The organism is Streptomyces sp. NPDC056144, from assembly GCF_042264145.1.
In the GTDB taxonomy this organism is placed as follows: Bacteria; Actinomycetota; Actinomycetes; order Streptomycetales; family Streptomycetaceae; genus Streptomyces.
On record NZ_JBHJVF010000006.1, the window covers coordinates 385,320 to 400,358 of the forward strand.

Annotated in this window: 14 protein-coding genes; 11 read left to right on the plus strand and 3 right to left on the minus strand. The window is 72.4% G+C overall.

Annotation, left to right across the window (positions count from 1 at the left end; all coding sequences use genetic code 11):
• Positions 1-123: 123 nt before the first annotated feature.
• The 10 genes from ACFC0Z_RS21145 to ACFC0Z_RS21190 all read left to right on the plus strand — a co-directional run bounded on the left by ACFC0Z_RS21145 (position 124) and on the right by ACFC0Z_RS21190 (position 11,534).
• On the plus strand, positions 124-969 hold the full coding sequence (locus tag ACFC0Z_RS21145) for a BRO family protein (protein ID WP_376440026.1): 846 nt from the start codon (positions 124-126) through the stop codon (positions 967-969).
• 143 nt (positions 970-1,112) lie between these two features.
• The gene (locus tag ACFC0Z_RS21150; RefSeq protein ID WP_376440029.1) at positions 1,113-1,982 is read left to right on the plus strand and encodes a DUF2797 domain-containing protein; all 870 of its coding nucleotides are present in this window, start codon (positions 1,113-1,115) and stop codon (positions 1,980-1,982) included.
• A 74-nt stretch (positions 1,983-2,056) separates the two neighbouring features.
• The gene (locus ACFC0Z_RS21155; protein ID WP_376440032.1) at positions 2,057-2,392 is read left to right on the plus strand and encodes an antibiotic biosynthesis monooxygenase family protein; all 336 of its coding nucleotides are present in this window, start codon (positions 2,057-2,059) and stop codon (positions 2,390-2,392) included.
• On the plus strand, positions 2,379-3,287 hold the full coding sequence (locus tag ACFC0Z_RS21160; RefSeq protein WP_376440035.1) for an amidohydrolase family protein: 909 nt from the start codon (positions 2,379-2,381) through the stop codon (positions 3,285-3,287). The genes ACFC0Z_RS21155 and ACFC0Z_RS21160 overlap by 14 nt, the downstream gene beginning before the upstream one ends.
• Before the next feature lie 117 nt (positions 3,288-3,404).
• Positions 3,405-4,148, plus strand: coding sequence for a response regulator transcription factor (locus ACFC0Z_RS21165; protein WP_376440038.1), 744 nt, complete (start codon positions 3,405-3,407; stop codon positions 4,146-4,148).
• Positions 4,149-4,155: 7 nt separating this feature from the next.
• Positions 4,156-5,688 (plus strand): sensor histidine kinase, encoded by a 1,533-nt coding sequence (locus ACFC0Z_RS21170; protein WP_376440041.1) that lies wholly within the window; start codon positions 4,156-4,158, stop codon positions 5,686-5,688.
• Between the two features lie 40 nt (positions 5,689-5,728).
• Positions 5,729-7,015, plus strand: a complete 1,287-nt coding sequence (locus ACFC0Z_RS21175) for a glycosyltransferase (protein WP_376440044.1) — start codon at positions 5,729-5,731, stop codon at positions 7,013-7,015.
• Positions 7,012-9,147, plus strand: a complete 2,136-nt coding sequence (locus ACFC0Z_RS21180; RefSeq protein ID WP_376440046.1) for an ArnT family glycosyltransferase — start codon at positions 7,012-7,014, stop codon at positions 9,145-9,147. The genes ACFC0Z_RS21175 and ACFC0Z_RS21180 overlap by 4 nt, the downstream gene beginning before the upstream one ends.
• A gap of 87 nt (positions 9,148-9,234) precedes the next feature.
• Positions 9,235-10,725 carry a DHA2 family efflux MFS transporter permease subunit gene (locus ACFC0Z_RS21185; protein ID WP_376440049.1) on the plus strand — a complete coding sequence of 497 codons (1,491 nt, stop codon included), beginning with the start codon at positions 9,235-9,237 and terminating at the stop codon, positions 10,723-10,725.
• 35 nt (positions 10,726-10,760) lie between these two features.
• Entirely contained in the window at positions 10,761-11,534 is a 774-nt protein-coding gene (locus tag ACFC0Z_RS21190; RefSeq protein ID WP_376440052.1) for a TetR/AcrR family transcriptional regulator, read from the plus strand.
• Between the two features lie 106 nt (positions 11,535-11,640).
• Here the strand turns inward: ACFC0Z_RS21190 and ACFC0Z_RS21195 are convergent, their stop codons facing one another.
• Positions 11,641-13,236 carry an MDR family MFS transporter gene (locus ACFC0Z_RS21195; protein WP_376440054.1) on the minus strand — a complete coding sequence of 532 codons (1,596 nt, stop codon included), beginning with the start codon at positions 13,234-13,236 and terminating at the stop codon, positions 11,641-11,643.
• Between the two features lie 15 nt (positions 13,237-13,251).
• Positions 13,252-13,695 carry a MarR family winged helix-turn-helix transcriptional regulator gene (locus tag ACFC0Z_RS21200; RefSeq protein WP_376440057.1) on the minus strand — a complete coding sequence of 148 codons (444 nt, stop codon included), beginning with the start codon at positions 13,693-13,695 and terminating at the stop codon, positions 13,252-13,254.
• Between the two features lie 149 nt (positions 13,696-13,844).
• Here ACFC0Z_RS21200 and ACFC0Z_RS21205 point away from each other — a divergent pair, with 149 nt between their 5' ends.
• Positions 13,845-14,297 carry a hypothetical protein gene (locus ACFC0Z_RS21205; protein ID WP_376440342.1) on the plus strand — a complete coding sequence of 151 codons (453 nt, stop codon included), beginning with the start codon at positions 13,845-13,847 and terminating at the stop codon, positions 14,295-14,297.
• 111 nt (positions 14,298-14,408) lie between these two features.
• Here the strand turns inward: ACFC0Z_RS21205 and ACFC0Z_RS21210 are convergent, their stop codons facing one another.
• Positions 14,409-15,038 (minus strand): TetR family transcriptional regulator, encoded by a 630-nt coding sequence (locus ACFC0Z_RS21210; RefSeq protein WP_376440325.1) that lies wholly within the window; start codon positions 15,036-15,038, stop codon positions 14,409-14,411.
• Between the last annotated feature and the right edge of the window lies 1 nt (position 15,039).

The window sequence follows — 15,039 nt, forward strand, 5'->3', positions numbered from 1 at the left end:
GGTGACGGCGATGGCCGCGGCTCCCGGTCTCCGGTGCCTCGACCTCTTTTGGGTGAACCTGTCTGATTTGCATGTCAGTTGAATATGCCCTCGGCCTAGCTTGCGGGGTGGAGGTGATGATCGATGGACGCGATCGACATCGATGACATGGTGTACGCGGCCACGGGGGCCCGCCTGCGGCGGCTCACCGCGCCGGACGGGACCCACTGGTTCCCCGTCGTGGACGTGGCGAAGCGGCTGGGGTACGCGGGGACGCGCGAGGCGCTGCGGACCGTGGACCTGCCCGCCGGCGGCCTCGTCACGGCGGGGGAGCTCGCCGGGAGCGCGGCGATACTCGCCCGCGCCGGTGTCCGCGCCTCGGTGCGGATGGTGGACCTCCCCGGGCTCGTCCAGCTCGTGGGAGCCTGCCGCAGGCCGGAGGCCGGGCCCTTCAAGGCCTGGGTCGCCCAGGTCGTGACGGCCGTCCAGCGCGAGGGCGGGTACGACCTCGACGTCTCGCCGGTCCGCTCCGGCTACCTCCTGCCGCCGGAGCTCGTCGACGTGCTCGTACGGCTGGAGGGGGAGTTCGACGAGCATGCCGCGGTGTACGCCGCCGCGTGCGAGGAGTACGCCGACCGCGCGGAGCTGCTCCGCGAGACCCGCGAGAGCCTCGCAAGGGCCGCCGACTCCCTTGCGCGCCTCGCGGTGCCGCGCCAGCGCTCCGGCGCCGGGGCCGCCGTCGTCATGCCGAGCCCGCAGGAGCTCGTCGAGTCCTGGGCCATCACCGGCGACACCCGCACCGTCGCCTCCTGCCTCGCGCCCGCGCTCGTCCGCGGCGGGGTCCGTTACCGGGCCCAGGACGTCACCCGCCGCACGGGCCTGTCGGGGGAGCGGGTGCGGGACTGCGTACGGATCCTCCTGGAGCGCGGCTGCATGCGGGAGGTGGGCGAACCGGACCCGGACGGAGCCCGGATCTACGTCCTGCCGTGAGTCTGCCCCGAACCTTCCGCGCCGCCGTCCGGGGCTCCCGTACGGGGCTCCCGTCCGGGGCAGACTGGAGACCACCGCGGCGCGGCCGCGTCGGGAGCGGTCGGGCATGGTGGTCACACGGTCGGGCACGGGGAGAGCAGCGCGTGGAGTGGTCGAGTCGGGGGCTCGGGTGGGACGGGGGCGTGCCCGGGCTGCGGTGGCGGGGCGGGCGGGTCAGCCCGCTCGTGTACGGGCAGGAGCTCGCCTTCCGTGCCGTCGGCGAGCGGCGGTGCCCCGGGGCGCGGGGCAACCCCTGCCCCCTGGCGGCCGTCGTGTCCGGGCGGGCCACCGGCGGGCGGTGTGCCGAGTGCGCGCGGCTCGACCGGGCGCACTCCGTCGCCGCCGACACCCTCCTCGACGACCCCCGGCCGTACCGCGTCTACCTGGCCTGGTTCGGGCCCGGGATGACCAAGGTCGGGATCACCGGCGAGGCCCGGGGCGAGGCCCGGCTCCTGGAGCAGGGGGCCGTCGCGTTCAGCTGGCTCGGGCGCGGGCCGCTCATGGCCGCGCGCCGGACCGAGGAGGTTCTGCGGCAGGCGCTCGGCGTGCCCGACCGGATCGCGTACGAGCGGAAGCGCGCCGTGCGGCACGCCCTGCCGCCCGCCGGGGACCGCGTCCGCGAGGTCGAGGAGCTGTACCGGAAGGCCCGGGCCGTCGGCGGGTGGACGGAGACGCTGGAGCCGCTGGAGTTCGCCCCCAGGGACCATGCGGCGGCCTTCCACCTCGACGGCCTTCCGCCGCTCGCCGGGACGGTTGCCGAGCTCGTCGACGGCGGGGTCGTCACCGGCCGGCTGCTCGCCGCCGCCGGTCCTGACCTGCACCTGCTCGCGCCGGACGGCCGCTGTCTCGCCCTCGACACCCGGCTCATGGGCGGATGGGCGCTCGAAAAGGGCGACGGGACGGAGGTCTCCGTGCCGGTGACGCCCGTCGCGGTCGCCGAGGACGCCGACAGCGCTCAGGGCGAGCTGTTCTGACCGTTCGTAAAGTCTTGGATCCCTTTGCCCCGGCGCCGTGGACAGTCCCCGCCCGGCCCGGCGAGGGTGATCACATGACCCAGAAGCTGGTGGCGGGCCTGGAACCGCCCTACTACACCGCTGTCTTCACCTCCCTCCGCCCCGACGCGCCCGAGGGCTACGCCGAGACCTCCGCCCGCATGCAGGAGCGCGTCAAGGAGATCCCCGGCTTCCTCGGCTACGAGGCCGCCCGCACGCCCGGCGGCATCTCCATCACCGTCGCCTACTTCCGTGACCTCGACGCCCTCGACGCCTGGCGGCTCGACACCGAGCACCTCGCCGCCAAGGCCCACGGCCGGGAGCACTGGTACGAGAGCTACAGCGTCCACATCGGCAAGGTCGAACGGAGCTACGGCTTTGAGCGGCCCTGACACCGGGAGGGGCACGGAGGCGGCGGAGATCCGCGCGCTCCTCGACCGGCTCCGCCTCCCCGGCCTCGTCGACGTCCACACCCACTTCATGCCGCAGAACGTCCTCGACAAGGTGTGGGCCTACTTCGACTCCGCCGGGCCGCTGACCGGCCTGGAGTGGCCCATCACCTACCGCGAGGAGGAGGACCGCCGGCTCCAGATCCTGCGCGGTTTCGGGGCCGTCGCCTTCACCGCGATGCTCTACCCGCACAAGCCCGGCATGGCCGCCTGGCTGAACGCCTGGGCCGCCGACTTCGCCGCCCGCACCCCCGACTGTCTGCACACCGCGACCCTCTTCCCCGAGCCGGGCGTCGACGCGTACGTCCGGCAGGCGCTCGATGCCGGGGCCCGCGTCTTCAAGGTGCACCTCCAGGTCGGCGGCTTCGACCCGACGGACCCGCTGCTCGACACCGCCTGGGGCACGCTCGCCGACACGGGCACCCCCGTCGTCGTCCACTGCGGCTCCGGACCCGCCCCGGGGAAGTACACCGGCCCCGAGCCCATGGGCCGGCTGCTCGCCCGGCACCCCCGGCTGCGGGTGATCGTCGCCCACATGGGCATGCCGGAGTACGGCGACTTCCTCGACCTCGCCGAGCGGTACGACGAGGTCCGCCTCGACACCACCATGTCCTTCACGGACTTCAGCGAACGGCTCGCGCCCTTCCCGGTGGGGGAGCGCCGGCGGCTCGTGGAGCTCGGCGACCGGATCCTCCTCGGCTCCGACTTCCCGAACATCCCGTACCCGTACGTCCATCAGCTCGACGCCCTCGAACGTCTCGGGCTCGGCGACGACTGGCTCCGCCGGGTCCTGTACGAGAACGGGGCCGCGCTGTTTCACGTGAAACATGCCGTCTGACGAGCCGTTTCACGTGAAACATCCCGCCCGTGCCCGAGGTGCGCTCCCAGCCGTTTCTCAGGAAATTCACAGGAAAGGGAAAGAGGGATCTCAGCGGCGGCGGCCAGCGTGGGTTCCATGACCGTCACCACACACCGCCCCGGCACCCGCGCCGACATGCTCCGTGCCGACGGGACCGCCGTCCGAGTCCTCGTCGTCGACGACGAGGACTCGCTCGCCGAGCTGCTCTCCATGGCCCTCCGCTACGAAGGCTGGCAGGTGAAGAGCGCCGGTGACGGCGCCGCCGCCCTGAGAGCGGTCCGCGAGTTCCGGCCCGATGCCGTGCTCCTGGACATCATGCTTCCGGACGTCGACGGGCTCAGCCTGCTCGGCCGGATCCGGCGCGAGCTGCCCGACGTGCCCGTGCTCTTCCTGACGGCGAAGGACGCCGTCGAGGACCGGATCGCGGGGCTCACGGCGGGTGGCGACGACTACGTGACCAAGCCGTTCAGCCTGGAGGAGGTCGTGGCCCGGCTGCGCGGTCTCATCCGCCGGTCCGGGGCGGCGCAGGCGCGCAGCGAGTCGATGCTCGTGGTGGGTGACCTGACCCTCGACGAGGACAGTCACGAGGTCACCCGGGGCGGTCAGTCGATCCACCTCACCGCGACCGAGTTCGAACTGCTCCGCTACCTCATGCGCAATCCGCGCCGGGTGCTGAGCAAGGCGCAGATCCTCGACCGCGTCTGGTCGTACGACTTCGGGGGCCAGGCCAACGTCGTCGAGCTGTACATCTCGTACCTGCGCCGGAAGATCGACGCGGGACGGACGCCCATGATCCACACCCGTCGCGGGGCCGGGTACCTCATCAAGCCCGGGGAGTGACGCGCTGGTGCTGCCCGCACGTTTCCGCCGCCCGTGGACGCTGCGGACCCGGCTCGTCGTCTCCGCCGTCGCGCTGATCGCGGTCGTTGCGGCCGTCATCGGCACGGTCACGACGATCGCGTTCCGCTCGTACCTCTACGACCAGGCCGACGAGCAGGTCCAGGGGCTCGCGAACCGGGCCGCCGGGCCTCCGGTCGCCATGGGCAAGCCCGACGTGATCCATGAGCGGCCGCCGCTCGCCTTCCTCGTCGGCCCCGGCGCCCCGATCGGGGCCCTGGGAGCCGTCGTCACCGACGAGGGCGTCACCACGGCCGGGTACTCGACGGAGACGGACGCGAGCAGCGAGAGCGCGCGGCCCTACACGACGGAGGAGCTCACCGCGGCCCAGCGGGCAGCGCTGGAGACGGTCCCCCTGGACGGCGAGCCGCACACGGTCGAGCTCCCCGGCCTCGGCTCCTACCGGGTCGAGTACGCCCACGGCAGCGAGGGCGCCTATCTCGTCGGCATCCCGCTCACCGAGGTCGAGGACGCCCTCTCCACCCTCGTCGTCGTCGAGCTGAGCGTCACCGCCGCCGGTCTCGTCGCGGCCTCGCTCGCCGGGACCGTGCTCGTCCGGGTCGCGCTGCGCCCGCTCCAGCGGGTCGCCGTCACCGCCCGTCAGGTCGCCCGTCTCCCGCTGCACAGCGGCGAGGTGGCGCTCCGTCAGCGGGTCCCGGAGGCGGAGGCCGACCCGCGCACCGAGGTCGGACAGGTCGGCGCGGCCCTCAACCGGATGCTCGACCACGTCCACTCGGCGCTCGACGCCCGTCAGCAGAGCGAGACCCGCGTCCGGCAGTTCGTCGCGGACGCCAGCCACGAGCTCCGCACCCCGCTCGCCTCGATCCGGGGGTACGCGGAGCTGACCCGGCGCGGCCGTGAGGAATGCGGGCCCGACACCCGGCACGCCCTCGGCCGGATCGAGTCCGAGGCCACCCGGATGACGGGCCTGGTCGAGGACCTCCTGCTGCTCGCCCGGCTCGATGCCGGGCGCCCGCTCGACGAGACGGAGACCGATCTCGTCCCGCTCGTAGTGGACGCGGTGAGCGACGCCCGCGTCGCCGGGACGGACCACCGGTGGAGCCTCGAACTGCCCGAGGAACCTGCCGTGGTGCGGGTCGACGCCGCCCGGCTCCAGCAGGTGCTCGTCAACCTCCTCGCCAACGCCCGTACGCACACACCGCCCGGTACGAGGATCACGGCCCGGGTCCGTACGGAGGGCGCCGAGGCGCTCGTCGAGATCGAGGACGACGGGCCCGGCATCCCCTCCGGGCTTCTGCCCTCCGTCTTCGAACGGTTCGCGCGCGGGGACGCCTCCCGCTCCCGGAACGCCGGTTCGACCGGGCTCGGCCTCGCCATCGTGCGGGCCGTCGTCCTCGCCCACGGCGGCGACGTCGATGTCGAAAGCGCCCCGGGGCGCACCGTGTTCACGGTGCGGCTGCCGCTCTCCACCGGAAGCGGGCCGGTCTCACAGGCAGGGCACAGGCTCACCACACAGCCGTGACAGCGGGGCTCGCGAGTGTCGGGGCATGCGAACCCCAACGATGCGAACCCCCACGGTCACGGGCCCCGCGTCCAGGGCTCCCGGCGCCCTTCCCGCCAGGGAGCACCTGCCGGTGAGCGTCGCCGGAACCCCCGTCCTGGACGTGGTCATCCCCGTCTACAACGAGGAGAAGGACCTGGAGCCGTGCGTCCGCCGGCTCCACGACCACCTCGCCCGGACCTTCCCGTACGGCTTCCGGATCACGGTCGCCGACAACGCCTCCACCGACACGACCCCCGCCGTCGCCGCGGCCCTCGCCGCCGAGGTCCCCGAGGTCCGCTCCGTACGGCTCGAACAGAAGGGCCGCGGCCGGGCGCTGCGGACGGTCTGGTCCGGCTCGGACGCCCCCGTCCTCGCGTACATGGACGTCGACCTCTCCACCGACCTGAACGCGCTGCTCCCGCTGGTCGCGCCGCTCATCTCCGGCCACTCGGACCTGGCGATCGGCTCCCGGCTCGCCCGCTCCTCGCGGGTGGTCCGCGGGCCGAAGCGGGAGTTCATCTCGCGGGCGTACAACCTGATCCTGCGCGGCTCGCTCGCCGCCCGGTTCTCGGACGCGCAGTGCGGCTTCAAGGCGATACGCCGTGACGTCGCCGAACTGCTGCTCCCGATGGTCGAGGACACCGGATGGTTCTTCGACACGGAGATGCTGGTCCTCGCCGAGCGGGCCGGACTGCGTATCCACGAGGTGCCGGTCGACTGGGTCGACGACCCCGACTCGACCGTCCACATCGTGCGGACCGCCACCGACGACCTCAAGGGCGTCTGGCGGGTCGGGCGGGCCCTCGCGACCGGTTCGCTGCCCCTCGACCGGCTGGCCAGGCCCTTCGGCGACGACCCCCGCGACCGCGACCTCAACGGTGTGCCCGGCGGGCTCGCGCGCCAGCTCGTCGGCTTCTGCGTGGTCGGCGCGCTGTCCACGCTCTTCTACCTCGCGCTGTACTCGGCCTTCCGGCTCGGCGTCGGCCCGCAGCTCGCCAACGCGGGCGCCCTCCTCGTCTCGGCCGTCGCCAACACGGCGGCGAACCGGCGCCTCACCTTCGGCGTACGGGGCAGGGACCGGGCTGTCCGCCACCAGGCGCAGGGGCTCGTGGTCTTCGCCATCGGCCTCGCCCTGACGAGCGGCTCGCTCGCCGCCCTCGGCGCGGCGACCGGCGATCCCGCGCACTCCACCGAGCTCGCCGTCCTGATCGTCGCCAACCTCGCCGCGACCGTCCTGCGCTTCCTCCTCTTCCGCCTCTGGGTCTTCCCGGAGCGGGAACGAGCCTCTGCAAGGAACGAACGATGACCACCGCCCTGTCCACCCTGTCCACCCGGCTCCGGCGCGGGCGGGCCGAGGACGCCCCCTGGGTCCGGCCCGCCTTCCTCGGCCTGCTCGCCGTGACCACCGCGCTCTACCTCTGGAACCTGAGCGCCTCCGGCTACGCGAACTCCTTCTACTCCGCCGCCGTTCAGGCGGGCGGCGAGAGCTGGAAGGCCTTCTTCTTCGGCTCCCTCGACGCGTCCAACGCGATCACCGTCGACAAGCCCCCGGCCGCCCTCTGGCCGATGGCGCTCTCCGTCCGCCTCTTCGGCCTCGGTTCCTGGCAGATCCTCGTGCCCGAGGTCCTCATGGGCGTCGGCACGGTCGCCGTGCTCTACGCGGCCGTACGGCGCCGGTTCAGCGCGGGCGCCGGCCTGATCGCGGGCGCGGCCCTCGCGCTGACCCCGGTCGCCGCCCTCATGTTCCGCTTCAACAACCCGGACGCGCTCCTCGCACTCCTCATGACGGTCGCCGTCTACTGCGTGCTGCGCGCCCTGGAACTCGACAAGGGCGCGGCGAAGTGGATGGTGTGGGCGGGCGTCGCCCTCGGCTTCGCGTTCCTCGCGAAGACCCTCCAGGCCTTCCTGATCCTTCCGGCGCTCGCGCTCGTGTACGTCGTCTGCGCCCCCGGCGGCATCGGCGGCCGCCTCGGCCGGCTCGCCCTCGGCGGGCTCGCGATGCTCGTCTCGGCGGGCTGGTGGGTGGCCCTGGTCGAGCTGTGGCCGGCGTCCTCCCGTCCGTACGTCGGCGGCTCGCAGCGCAACAGCTTCCTGGAGCTGACCTTCGGCTACAACGGCCTCGGCCGGATCAACGGCAACGAGGTCGGCAGCGTCGGCGGAGGCGGTGGTGGTGGTGGTCGCGGCGGCGGTCAGGGCGGCGGCTGGGGCGAGACCGGGATCGGCCGGATGTTCAACGACGCGATCGGCGGTCAGGTCTCCTGGCTGCTCCCGGCCGCGCTGATCCTGCTCGTCGCGGGCCTCGTCGTCACCTGGCGCGCGCCCCGCACGGACACCGCGCGCTCCGCGTTCCTCGCGTGGGGCGGTTCGCTCCTCGTCACGCTCGTCGTCTTCAGCTTCATGGCCGGCATCTTCCACGAGTACTACACGGTGGCCCTGGCCCCGTACCTCGCGGCGCTCGTCGGCATGGGCGCGGCCGTGCTCTGGGAGGAGCGCACCCGCCTGCTCGCCTCGGCGACGCTCGCCGGCACGGTCGCGGTGACGGCCTGGTGGTCCTGGACCCTCCTGGGCCGTACGCCGGACTGGCAGCCGTGGCTGCGCTGGGCCGTTCTCGTGACGGGCGCGGTCGCCGCGCTCGGCCTGCTCTTCGCGGGCCGGACCGACCGGCGCCTCGGCCTCGCGGTCGCGGGCCTCGGCCTGGCGGCGAGCCTCGCGGGCCCGTTCGCGTACACCTGGGCGACGCTGAACTCCGGGCACCAGGGCTCCATCGTGACGGCGGGCCCGCCGGGCGGCGCGATGGGCGGCCGGGGCGGCGGTCCCGGCGGAGGCCGGATGTTCGAGATGGGCGGGATGCCCCAGGGCGGCCTGCCGGCGGGCGGCCCGGGCCAGGGGCAGGGGCAGGGCCAGGCCCGGATGCAGCCCCCGACGGGCGGCCAGGGCGGTCAGCTGCCCGGCGGTGGCCAGCTGCCCGGCGGTGGTCAGCTGCCCGGCGGCGGCCAGATGCAGCCCCCTGGCCAGGGCCGGTTCCCGGGCAACGGCTCCACCGGAGAGCGCGGCGGCATGGGCGGCGGCATGGGCGGTCTCCTCAACGGCGCCAGCGTCGGTACGGAGGCCAAGGCGGCTCTCCTCAAGGACGCCGACTCCTACACCTGGGTCGCCGCCACCATCGGCGCCCAGAACGCGGCCAGCTACCAGCTCGCCACGGAGAAGCCGGTCATGGCGATCGGCGGCTTCAACGGCAGCGACCCGTCCCCGACCCTCGCGCAGTTCAAGCAGTACGTCGCCGAAGGAAAGATCCACTACTTCATCGGCGGCGGGAGCGGCGGCGGGATGGGTGGCGGCAGGGGCGGCAACTCCGAGATCTCCACCTGGGTGTCGGAGAACTTCGGGGAGGTCACCGTCGGCACCGCCACCTTCTACGACCTGACCCAGCAGAAGTAGCGCTGCGGAAGTAATCCCTATACGCCGTACAAGACTCCTTGTACGGTGTACGAGCCCTGCTCTCGTACACCGTACAAGGAGTCCCTCGTGACGCCCCACCCCCAACGCTGGCTCATCCTCGGCGTCATCTGTCTCGCCCAGCTCACCGTCCTCCTCGACAACACCGTCCTCAGCGTCGCCATCCCCTCGCTGACCTCGGAACTCCACGCGTCCACCACCGACATCCAGTGGATGATCAACGCGTACTCGCTCGTCCAGTCCGGCCTGCTGCTCAGCGCCGGCAACGCCGCCGACCGCTACGGCCGCAAGAAGCTCCTCGCCGCTGGGCTCGTGTTCTTCGGCCTCGGCTCCCTCGCCGCCGGCCTCGCCGGCTCGACGGCGCAGCTCATCGCCGCCCGCGCGGGCATGGGCGTCGGCGGCGCGCTCCTGATGACCACGACCCTCGCCGTCGTCATGCAGATCTTCGGCGACGACGAGCGCGTCAAGGCCATCGCGATCTGGTCCACGGTCGCGATGCTCGGCTTTGCCGGCGGCCCGCTGATCGGCGGCGTGATCCTGAACCACTTCTGGTGGGGAATGATCTTCCTGATCAACATCCCGGTCGCGGTGATCGCCCTCGTCGCCGTCCTCAAGCTGGTCCCCGAGTCCAAGAACCCGCAGGGCGACCGTCCCGACCTCCTCGGCGCGCTGCTCTCCACCATCGGCATGACCGCCGTCGTCTACGCGATCATCACCGGCCCGGAGCACGGCTGGGCCTCCGCCGAGGTCCTGATCCCGGCCGCCGTCGGCGTCCTCGGGCTCGGTGCCTTCGCGCTGTGGGAGCTCCGCACCCCGTACCCGATGCTCGACATGCACTTCTTCCGCAACCGGACGTTCGTCGGCGCCGTCGGCGGCTCGATCCTGGTCGTCTTCGGCATGGGCGGCTCGCTCTTCCTCCTCACCCAGCACCTCCAGTTCGTCCTCGGGTACGAGCCCCTGGAGGCGGGCCTGCGGATGGCGCCGCTCGCCCTGACGATCGTGGTCCTCAACCTCACCGGCGTCGGCCCGCGCCTCGTCATGAAGATCGGCACCCCGACCTCCGTCCTGCTCGGCATGACGCTGGTCGCCGCCGGTCTCACCTCGATCGCGCTGCTCGGCGGCGGCACGGACGGCGGCTACGGCGGCATGCTGCTCGGCCTGGTCCTGATGGGCTGCGGCATCGCCGTCTCCTCCCCGGCCATGGCCAACGCCATCATGAGCTCGATCCCGCCGGAGAAGGCGGGCATCGGCGCCGGGATCAACGGCACCCTCGCCGAGTTCGGCAACGGCCTGGGCGTCGCCGTCCTCGGAGCCGTACTCAACGCCCGGTTCGCCGCGCTCGTCGCCGTCACCGCGACCTCGCTCCCGGCGGCCCTGGCGGCGGCGGGCAGCGACGCCGAGCGGCAGGAGATCTCCGACGCCTTCGCCTCCGGTCTCCAGACCAGCCAGCTGGTCGGCGCGATCGCCGTCTTCGCCGGCGGCCTCGTCGCCGCCGCCCTCCTCAGGAGGGCGGAGCGCGCGGGGAACGCCGAGGCCGCCGAGCAGCCCGTCGCTGCCTAGCATGGGGGCGGACCGCTGACAGACGGAGGAACGCGATGGTCAAGGCAGCAGATCGGGCCAGGAACCCGGCGCGTTCCAGCGTCTGGCTGGAGGAGAAGGCCGCCCGCACCGGCGGCGGCCCCGCCGGGCTCGACCGGGACCGGATCGTCGCGACGGCGATCCGGATGCTCGACGAGGAGGGCCTGGCCAAGTTCTCCATGCGGAAGCTGGCGACGGAGCTCGGCGTCACGGCGATGTCCCTGTACTGGTACGTCGACACCAAGGACGACATCCTCGAGTACGCCATGGACAGCGTCTACGGCGAGATCGACCTCGCGGCGGTCGAGGCGGCGGGGAACTGGCGGGACCGAGTCCGTCTGCTCGCGCTGGACTACCGGCGGATGCTGGTCCGCCACGCGTGGATGTCGCCGAGCGCCGGCCAGTACCTCAACATCGGACCGCACTCGATCGCCGTCGTCCAGAAGATCCACGACGCGGTCGCGGAGACCGGCCTCCACGCCGACCGGCGGCCCGGGGCGATGTCGGCGGTCTTCCAGTTCGTGTACGGGTACGGGACGCTCGAGGCGCAGTTCAGCAGGCGCGCGGCGGCGTCCGGCATGTCGCAGGACGAGTACTACGTGGACGCGGTGGCGGCCTTCCGGGACGACCCGGCGCTGAGGGAGAAGATCGAGGGCCTCCAGGGGCTCCTCGACGAGCGGACCTCGCACGACAACCTCAGCGTCGTCTGGGACCGCGACTTCGACTACGCCCTGGACGTCCTGGTCGCCGGCATCGAGGTCATGGTGGCCAGGGAACGGAACGAGATCTGAAGCGGAAATGACGGAGCGGCGGGCCGTCCCCTGCCCGCCGCTCCGTACTCGACCCGGTCGCGCCTCCGCTCGAAGCGCGTCCGGGAGCTCTTTGCTTCTCCTCGGCCTACTTCTCCTCGGCGCTCACCGTGCTGCTCTTCAGAGCGACCTCCTTGATGAACAGGGTGATCACGAAGGCGAGCAGCGCGAACGGCGCCGCGTAGAGGAAGACGTCGCCGACGCCGTGTCCGTACGCGCTCTCCATGACCGTACGGATCGGGGCGGGAAGCGCGTCCATGTCCGGGATGCCGCCGCCCGAGCCGCCCTGGCCCATGGCCGCCGCGGCCTTGGGACCGAGCTCGGCCAGGCCCTCCTTGACGTAGTCGGTGACCCGGTGGGCCATGACCGCGCCGAGCGCCGAGACGCCGATCGCGCCGCCGAGGGACCGGAAGAAGGTGACGACGGAGGAGGCGGCGCCGAGGTCGGCGGGGGCCACCTGGTTCTGGGTGCAGAGCACGAGGTTCTGCATCATCATGCCGAGGCCCAGGCCGAGGACGGCCATGAACAGGGCGATGTGCCAGTACTCGGTGTCGTACCGCAGCGTGCCGAGCAGGCCGAGGCCGCCGGCGGCGAGCGCGCCGCCGCTGACCAGCCACGCCTTCCACTTGCCGGTCTTGGTGATGATCAGGCCGGAGACGGTGGAGGAGACGAACAGGCCCGCGATCATCGGGATGGTGAGGACGCCGGACATCGTCGGCGACTCGTTCCGCGCCAGCTGGAAGTACTGGCTGAAGAAGACCGTGCCGGAGAACATCGCGACGCCCACGAAGAGCGAGGCGAGCGAGGCCAGGGTGATCGTGCGGTTGCGGAAGAGGCGGAGCGGGATGATCGGCTCGCTCGCCTTCGACTCGACGAGCACGAAGATCCCGCCGAGCGCGACCGCGCCGAGCAGCATGGCGGCGGTCTGCCAGGACATCCAGTCGTACTTGTCACCCGCGAAGGTGACCCAGATGAGGAGCAGGGAGACGGCGGCGCTGATGAAGAAGGCGCCGGCCCAGTCGACCTTGACCTGACGCCTCACGACGGGAAGGTTCAGGGTCTTCTGGAGGACGACGAGCGCGATGAGCGCGAAGGGCACGCCGACGTAGAAGCACCAGCGCCAGCCGAGCCAGTCGGTGTCGGTGATGACGCCGCCGAGCAGCGGGCCGCCGACGGTGGCGACGGCGAAGGTCGCGCCGAGGTAACCGCTGTACCGGCCGCGCTCACGCGGGGAGATCATCGCGGCCAGGATGATCTGCGAGAGGGCGGTGAGACCGCCGACGCCGATGCCCTGGACGACACGGCAGGCGATGAGCATGCCGGTGCTCTGCGAGAGACCGGCGACGATCGAGCCCGTGACGTAGACGATCAGGGCTATCTGGACGAGCAGCTTCTTGGAGAAGAGGTCGGCCAGCTTGCCCCAGAGGGGGGTGGTCGCGGTCATCGACAGGAGCGTGGCCGTGACGACCCAGGTGTACGCGGACTGGCCGCCGCCCAGGTCGGTGATGATCTGGGGGAGGGCGGTGGAGACGATCGTCGAGGACAGGATGGCGACGAACATGCCGAGCAGCAGCCCGGACAGCGCTTCCATGATCTGCCGGTGCGTCATGGGAGCGCCGGTACCGGTTCCGGAAACGCCCCCCTGGTGGGCGCTCACACCGGTGGCAGGTGCGGTGGTGGCCATCAACTTCCTTCGTTCTCAAGCGTGGTGGGCCCGGCAGTCCCCGAAGGAGTCGCGGAGGCGGGCGAGCAGGTCGGTGAGCAGCGCGACGTCGTCGTCGGACCACTCGGCGAGGTGGCGGGAGAAGGACTCGGTCACCCGGCGGTCGAGCTCGCCGAGCATCGCGTGGCCCTCCTCCGTGAGGCGCAGGATGCGGGAACGCCGGTCGTCAGGGTCGGGCAGTCGCTCGATCCAGCCGTGTTCCACGGTGTGCGCCACATGGCGGCTGCACACGGACATGTCGACTGCCATGACTTCGGCGAGCCGGCTCATCCGCATCGATCCGTGGTGGTTGACCAGGGCGAGTACGGCCGCCGGGCCGCCCTGGCAGTCGACGGGGAGGGAACGGGCGAGCCCGCGCTTCACGGCACCGAACGCGCTCACCGCGCGGGCGAGCTCCTCGTACCGGTTCCGTGTCGCCATGGGGGCACCCCTGTCCATCTTGTTGCTTAGGGCAACGATAGAGATGGATGGTTGCTTCAGGCAAACTAAATCGGTCAAACAGCGCTAAAGAATCGGCAAAGCGCGATCGGGGTTGGGCCCGTTGCCCGTCCTTCGCTAGGGTCCGGCCCATGGCACACAACCCCCAAGCACCGTACGGCCAGGGCCAGGGCCCGCAGGGTTACGGCTCCCAGGGCCAGCCCCAGCAGGGTTACGGCTACCAGGGCCAGGCTCCCCAGGGCTACGGCCAGCAGGCCCCGCAGGGTTACGGCTCCCAGGGGCAGGCCCCCCAGGGGTACGGGCAGCAGGCCCCGCAGGGTTACGGACAGCAGGCCCCGCAGGCCCCCCAGGGTTACGGGCAGCAGGCCCCCCAGGCCCCGGCCCCCCAGGGTCAGGCGCCGCAGGGCGGCTACGACCCGGCCGGCAGCACGCAGATGTTCCGCGCCTTCGTGGACGAGTCCCCGCAGCAGCACCAGCCGCAGACCGCCGCCCCGGCGTCGGCGGGCCCGCGCGTCGGCCTGATCGCCGGCGTCGTCGCGGTGATCGTCGTCCTGGCGGCCGTCGCCTGGCTGGCGCTGGGCTGACCGCTCGCGCGTCACGCGGCTCGCCGCTGCCGCCCGCTGCTCGTACCCCCCTCGCACACTCCGGTGGGCCGGTTCCGCTTCCGCGGACCGGCCCACCTCTGCTTGTGCGGCCTACCGGCCCGCTTCCCCGTCCAGGGAGGGCGCGAGCAGCGCGAAGGCCTGCCCGATGAGGGCCACGGGATCCCTGTCCGCGCCGTCCGCGCCGTCCGCGCCACCCGCCCCGTTCTCCCCGGCGCTCCACAGGTGGAGCACGGCGTCGAACGCCGCCACGGCCATGCCCGCCGCGAGCCGCGGAGCGAGATCGGCTTCGGCGTCGAGCCCGAGGCGCCCGGCCAGCTCCTCCGTCAGCTCCTCCCGCCACCGTGCCTCGTGCTCCAGGAAGCGCCCGAGCAGCGCGGGCGTCCGGAGGATGAGCCGGACCACCGGCAGTGCGCGTTCGGTGTGGTCGCCGCAGACCGACAGCGGCACGGAGACGGCGTGCAGCAGGGCCTCGGAGGGGCGTTCCCCGGGCGGCCGGGCGGCGAGTTCGGCCCGCATGCCGGTACCCATGTCGGCCAGGAACTGGACCACCACGTCCTCCTTGGAGGCGAAGTACCGGAAGAACGTCCGCTTGGAGACGCCGGCGGTGGTCGCGATCTCGTCGACGGTGACCGCGTCGAAACCCCTGAGGGCGAGCAGCTGGAGCGCCGCCTCGCTCAACTCGGTGGCGACGAGCTGTCGTTTGCGCTGGGCGAGGGTCATT

Excerpts from the sequence above, each read along its gene's own strand:
- ACFC0Z_RS21145 (WP_376440026.1), top strand. The coding sequence starts at position 124 with ATGGACGCGATCGACATCGATGACATGGTGTACGCGGCCACGGGGGCC.
- ACFC0Z_RS21165 (WP_376440038.1), top strand. The coding sequence starts at position 3,405 with ATGACCGTCACCACACACCGCCCCGGCACCCGCGCCGACATGCTCCGT.
- ACFC0Z_RS21205 (WP_376440342.1), top strand. The coding sequence starts at position 13,845 with ATGGCACACAACCCCCAAGCACCGTACGGCCAGGGCCAGGGCCCGCAG.
- ACFC0Z_RS21190 (WP_376440052.1), top strand. The coding sequence starts at position 10,761 with ATGGTCAAGGCAGCAGATCGGGCCAGGAACCCGGCGCGTTCCAGCGTC.
- ACFC0Z_RS21210 (WP_376440325.1), bottom strand. The coding sequence starts at position 15,038 with ATGACCCTCGCCCAGCGCAAACGACAGCTCGTCGCCACCGAGTTGAGC.
- ACFC0Z_RS21195 (WP_376440054.1), bottom strand. The coding sequence starts at position 13,236 with ATGGCCACCACCGCACCTGCCACCGGTGTGAGCGCCCACCAGGGGGGC.
- ACFC0Z_RS21180 (WP_376440046.1), top strand. The coding sequence starts at position 7,012 with ATGACCACCGCCCTGTCCACCCTGTCCACCCGGCTCCGGCGCGGGCGG.
- ACFC0Z_RS21155 (WP_376440032.1), top strand. The coding sequence starts at position 2,057 with ATGACCCAGAAGCTGGTGGCGGGCCTGGAACCGCCCTACTACACCGCT.
- ACFC0Z_RS21200 (WP_376440057.1), bottom strand. The coding sequence starts at position 13,695 with ATGGCGACACGGAACCGGTACGAGGAGCTCGCCCGCGCGGTGAGCGCG.
- ACFC0Z_RS21175 (WP_376440044.1), top strand. The coding sequence starts at position 5,729 with ATGCGAACCCCCACGGTCACGGGCCCCGCGTCCAGGGCTCCCGGCGCC.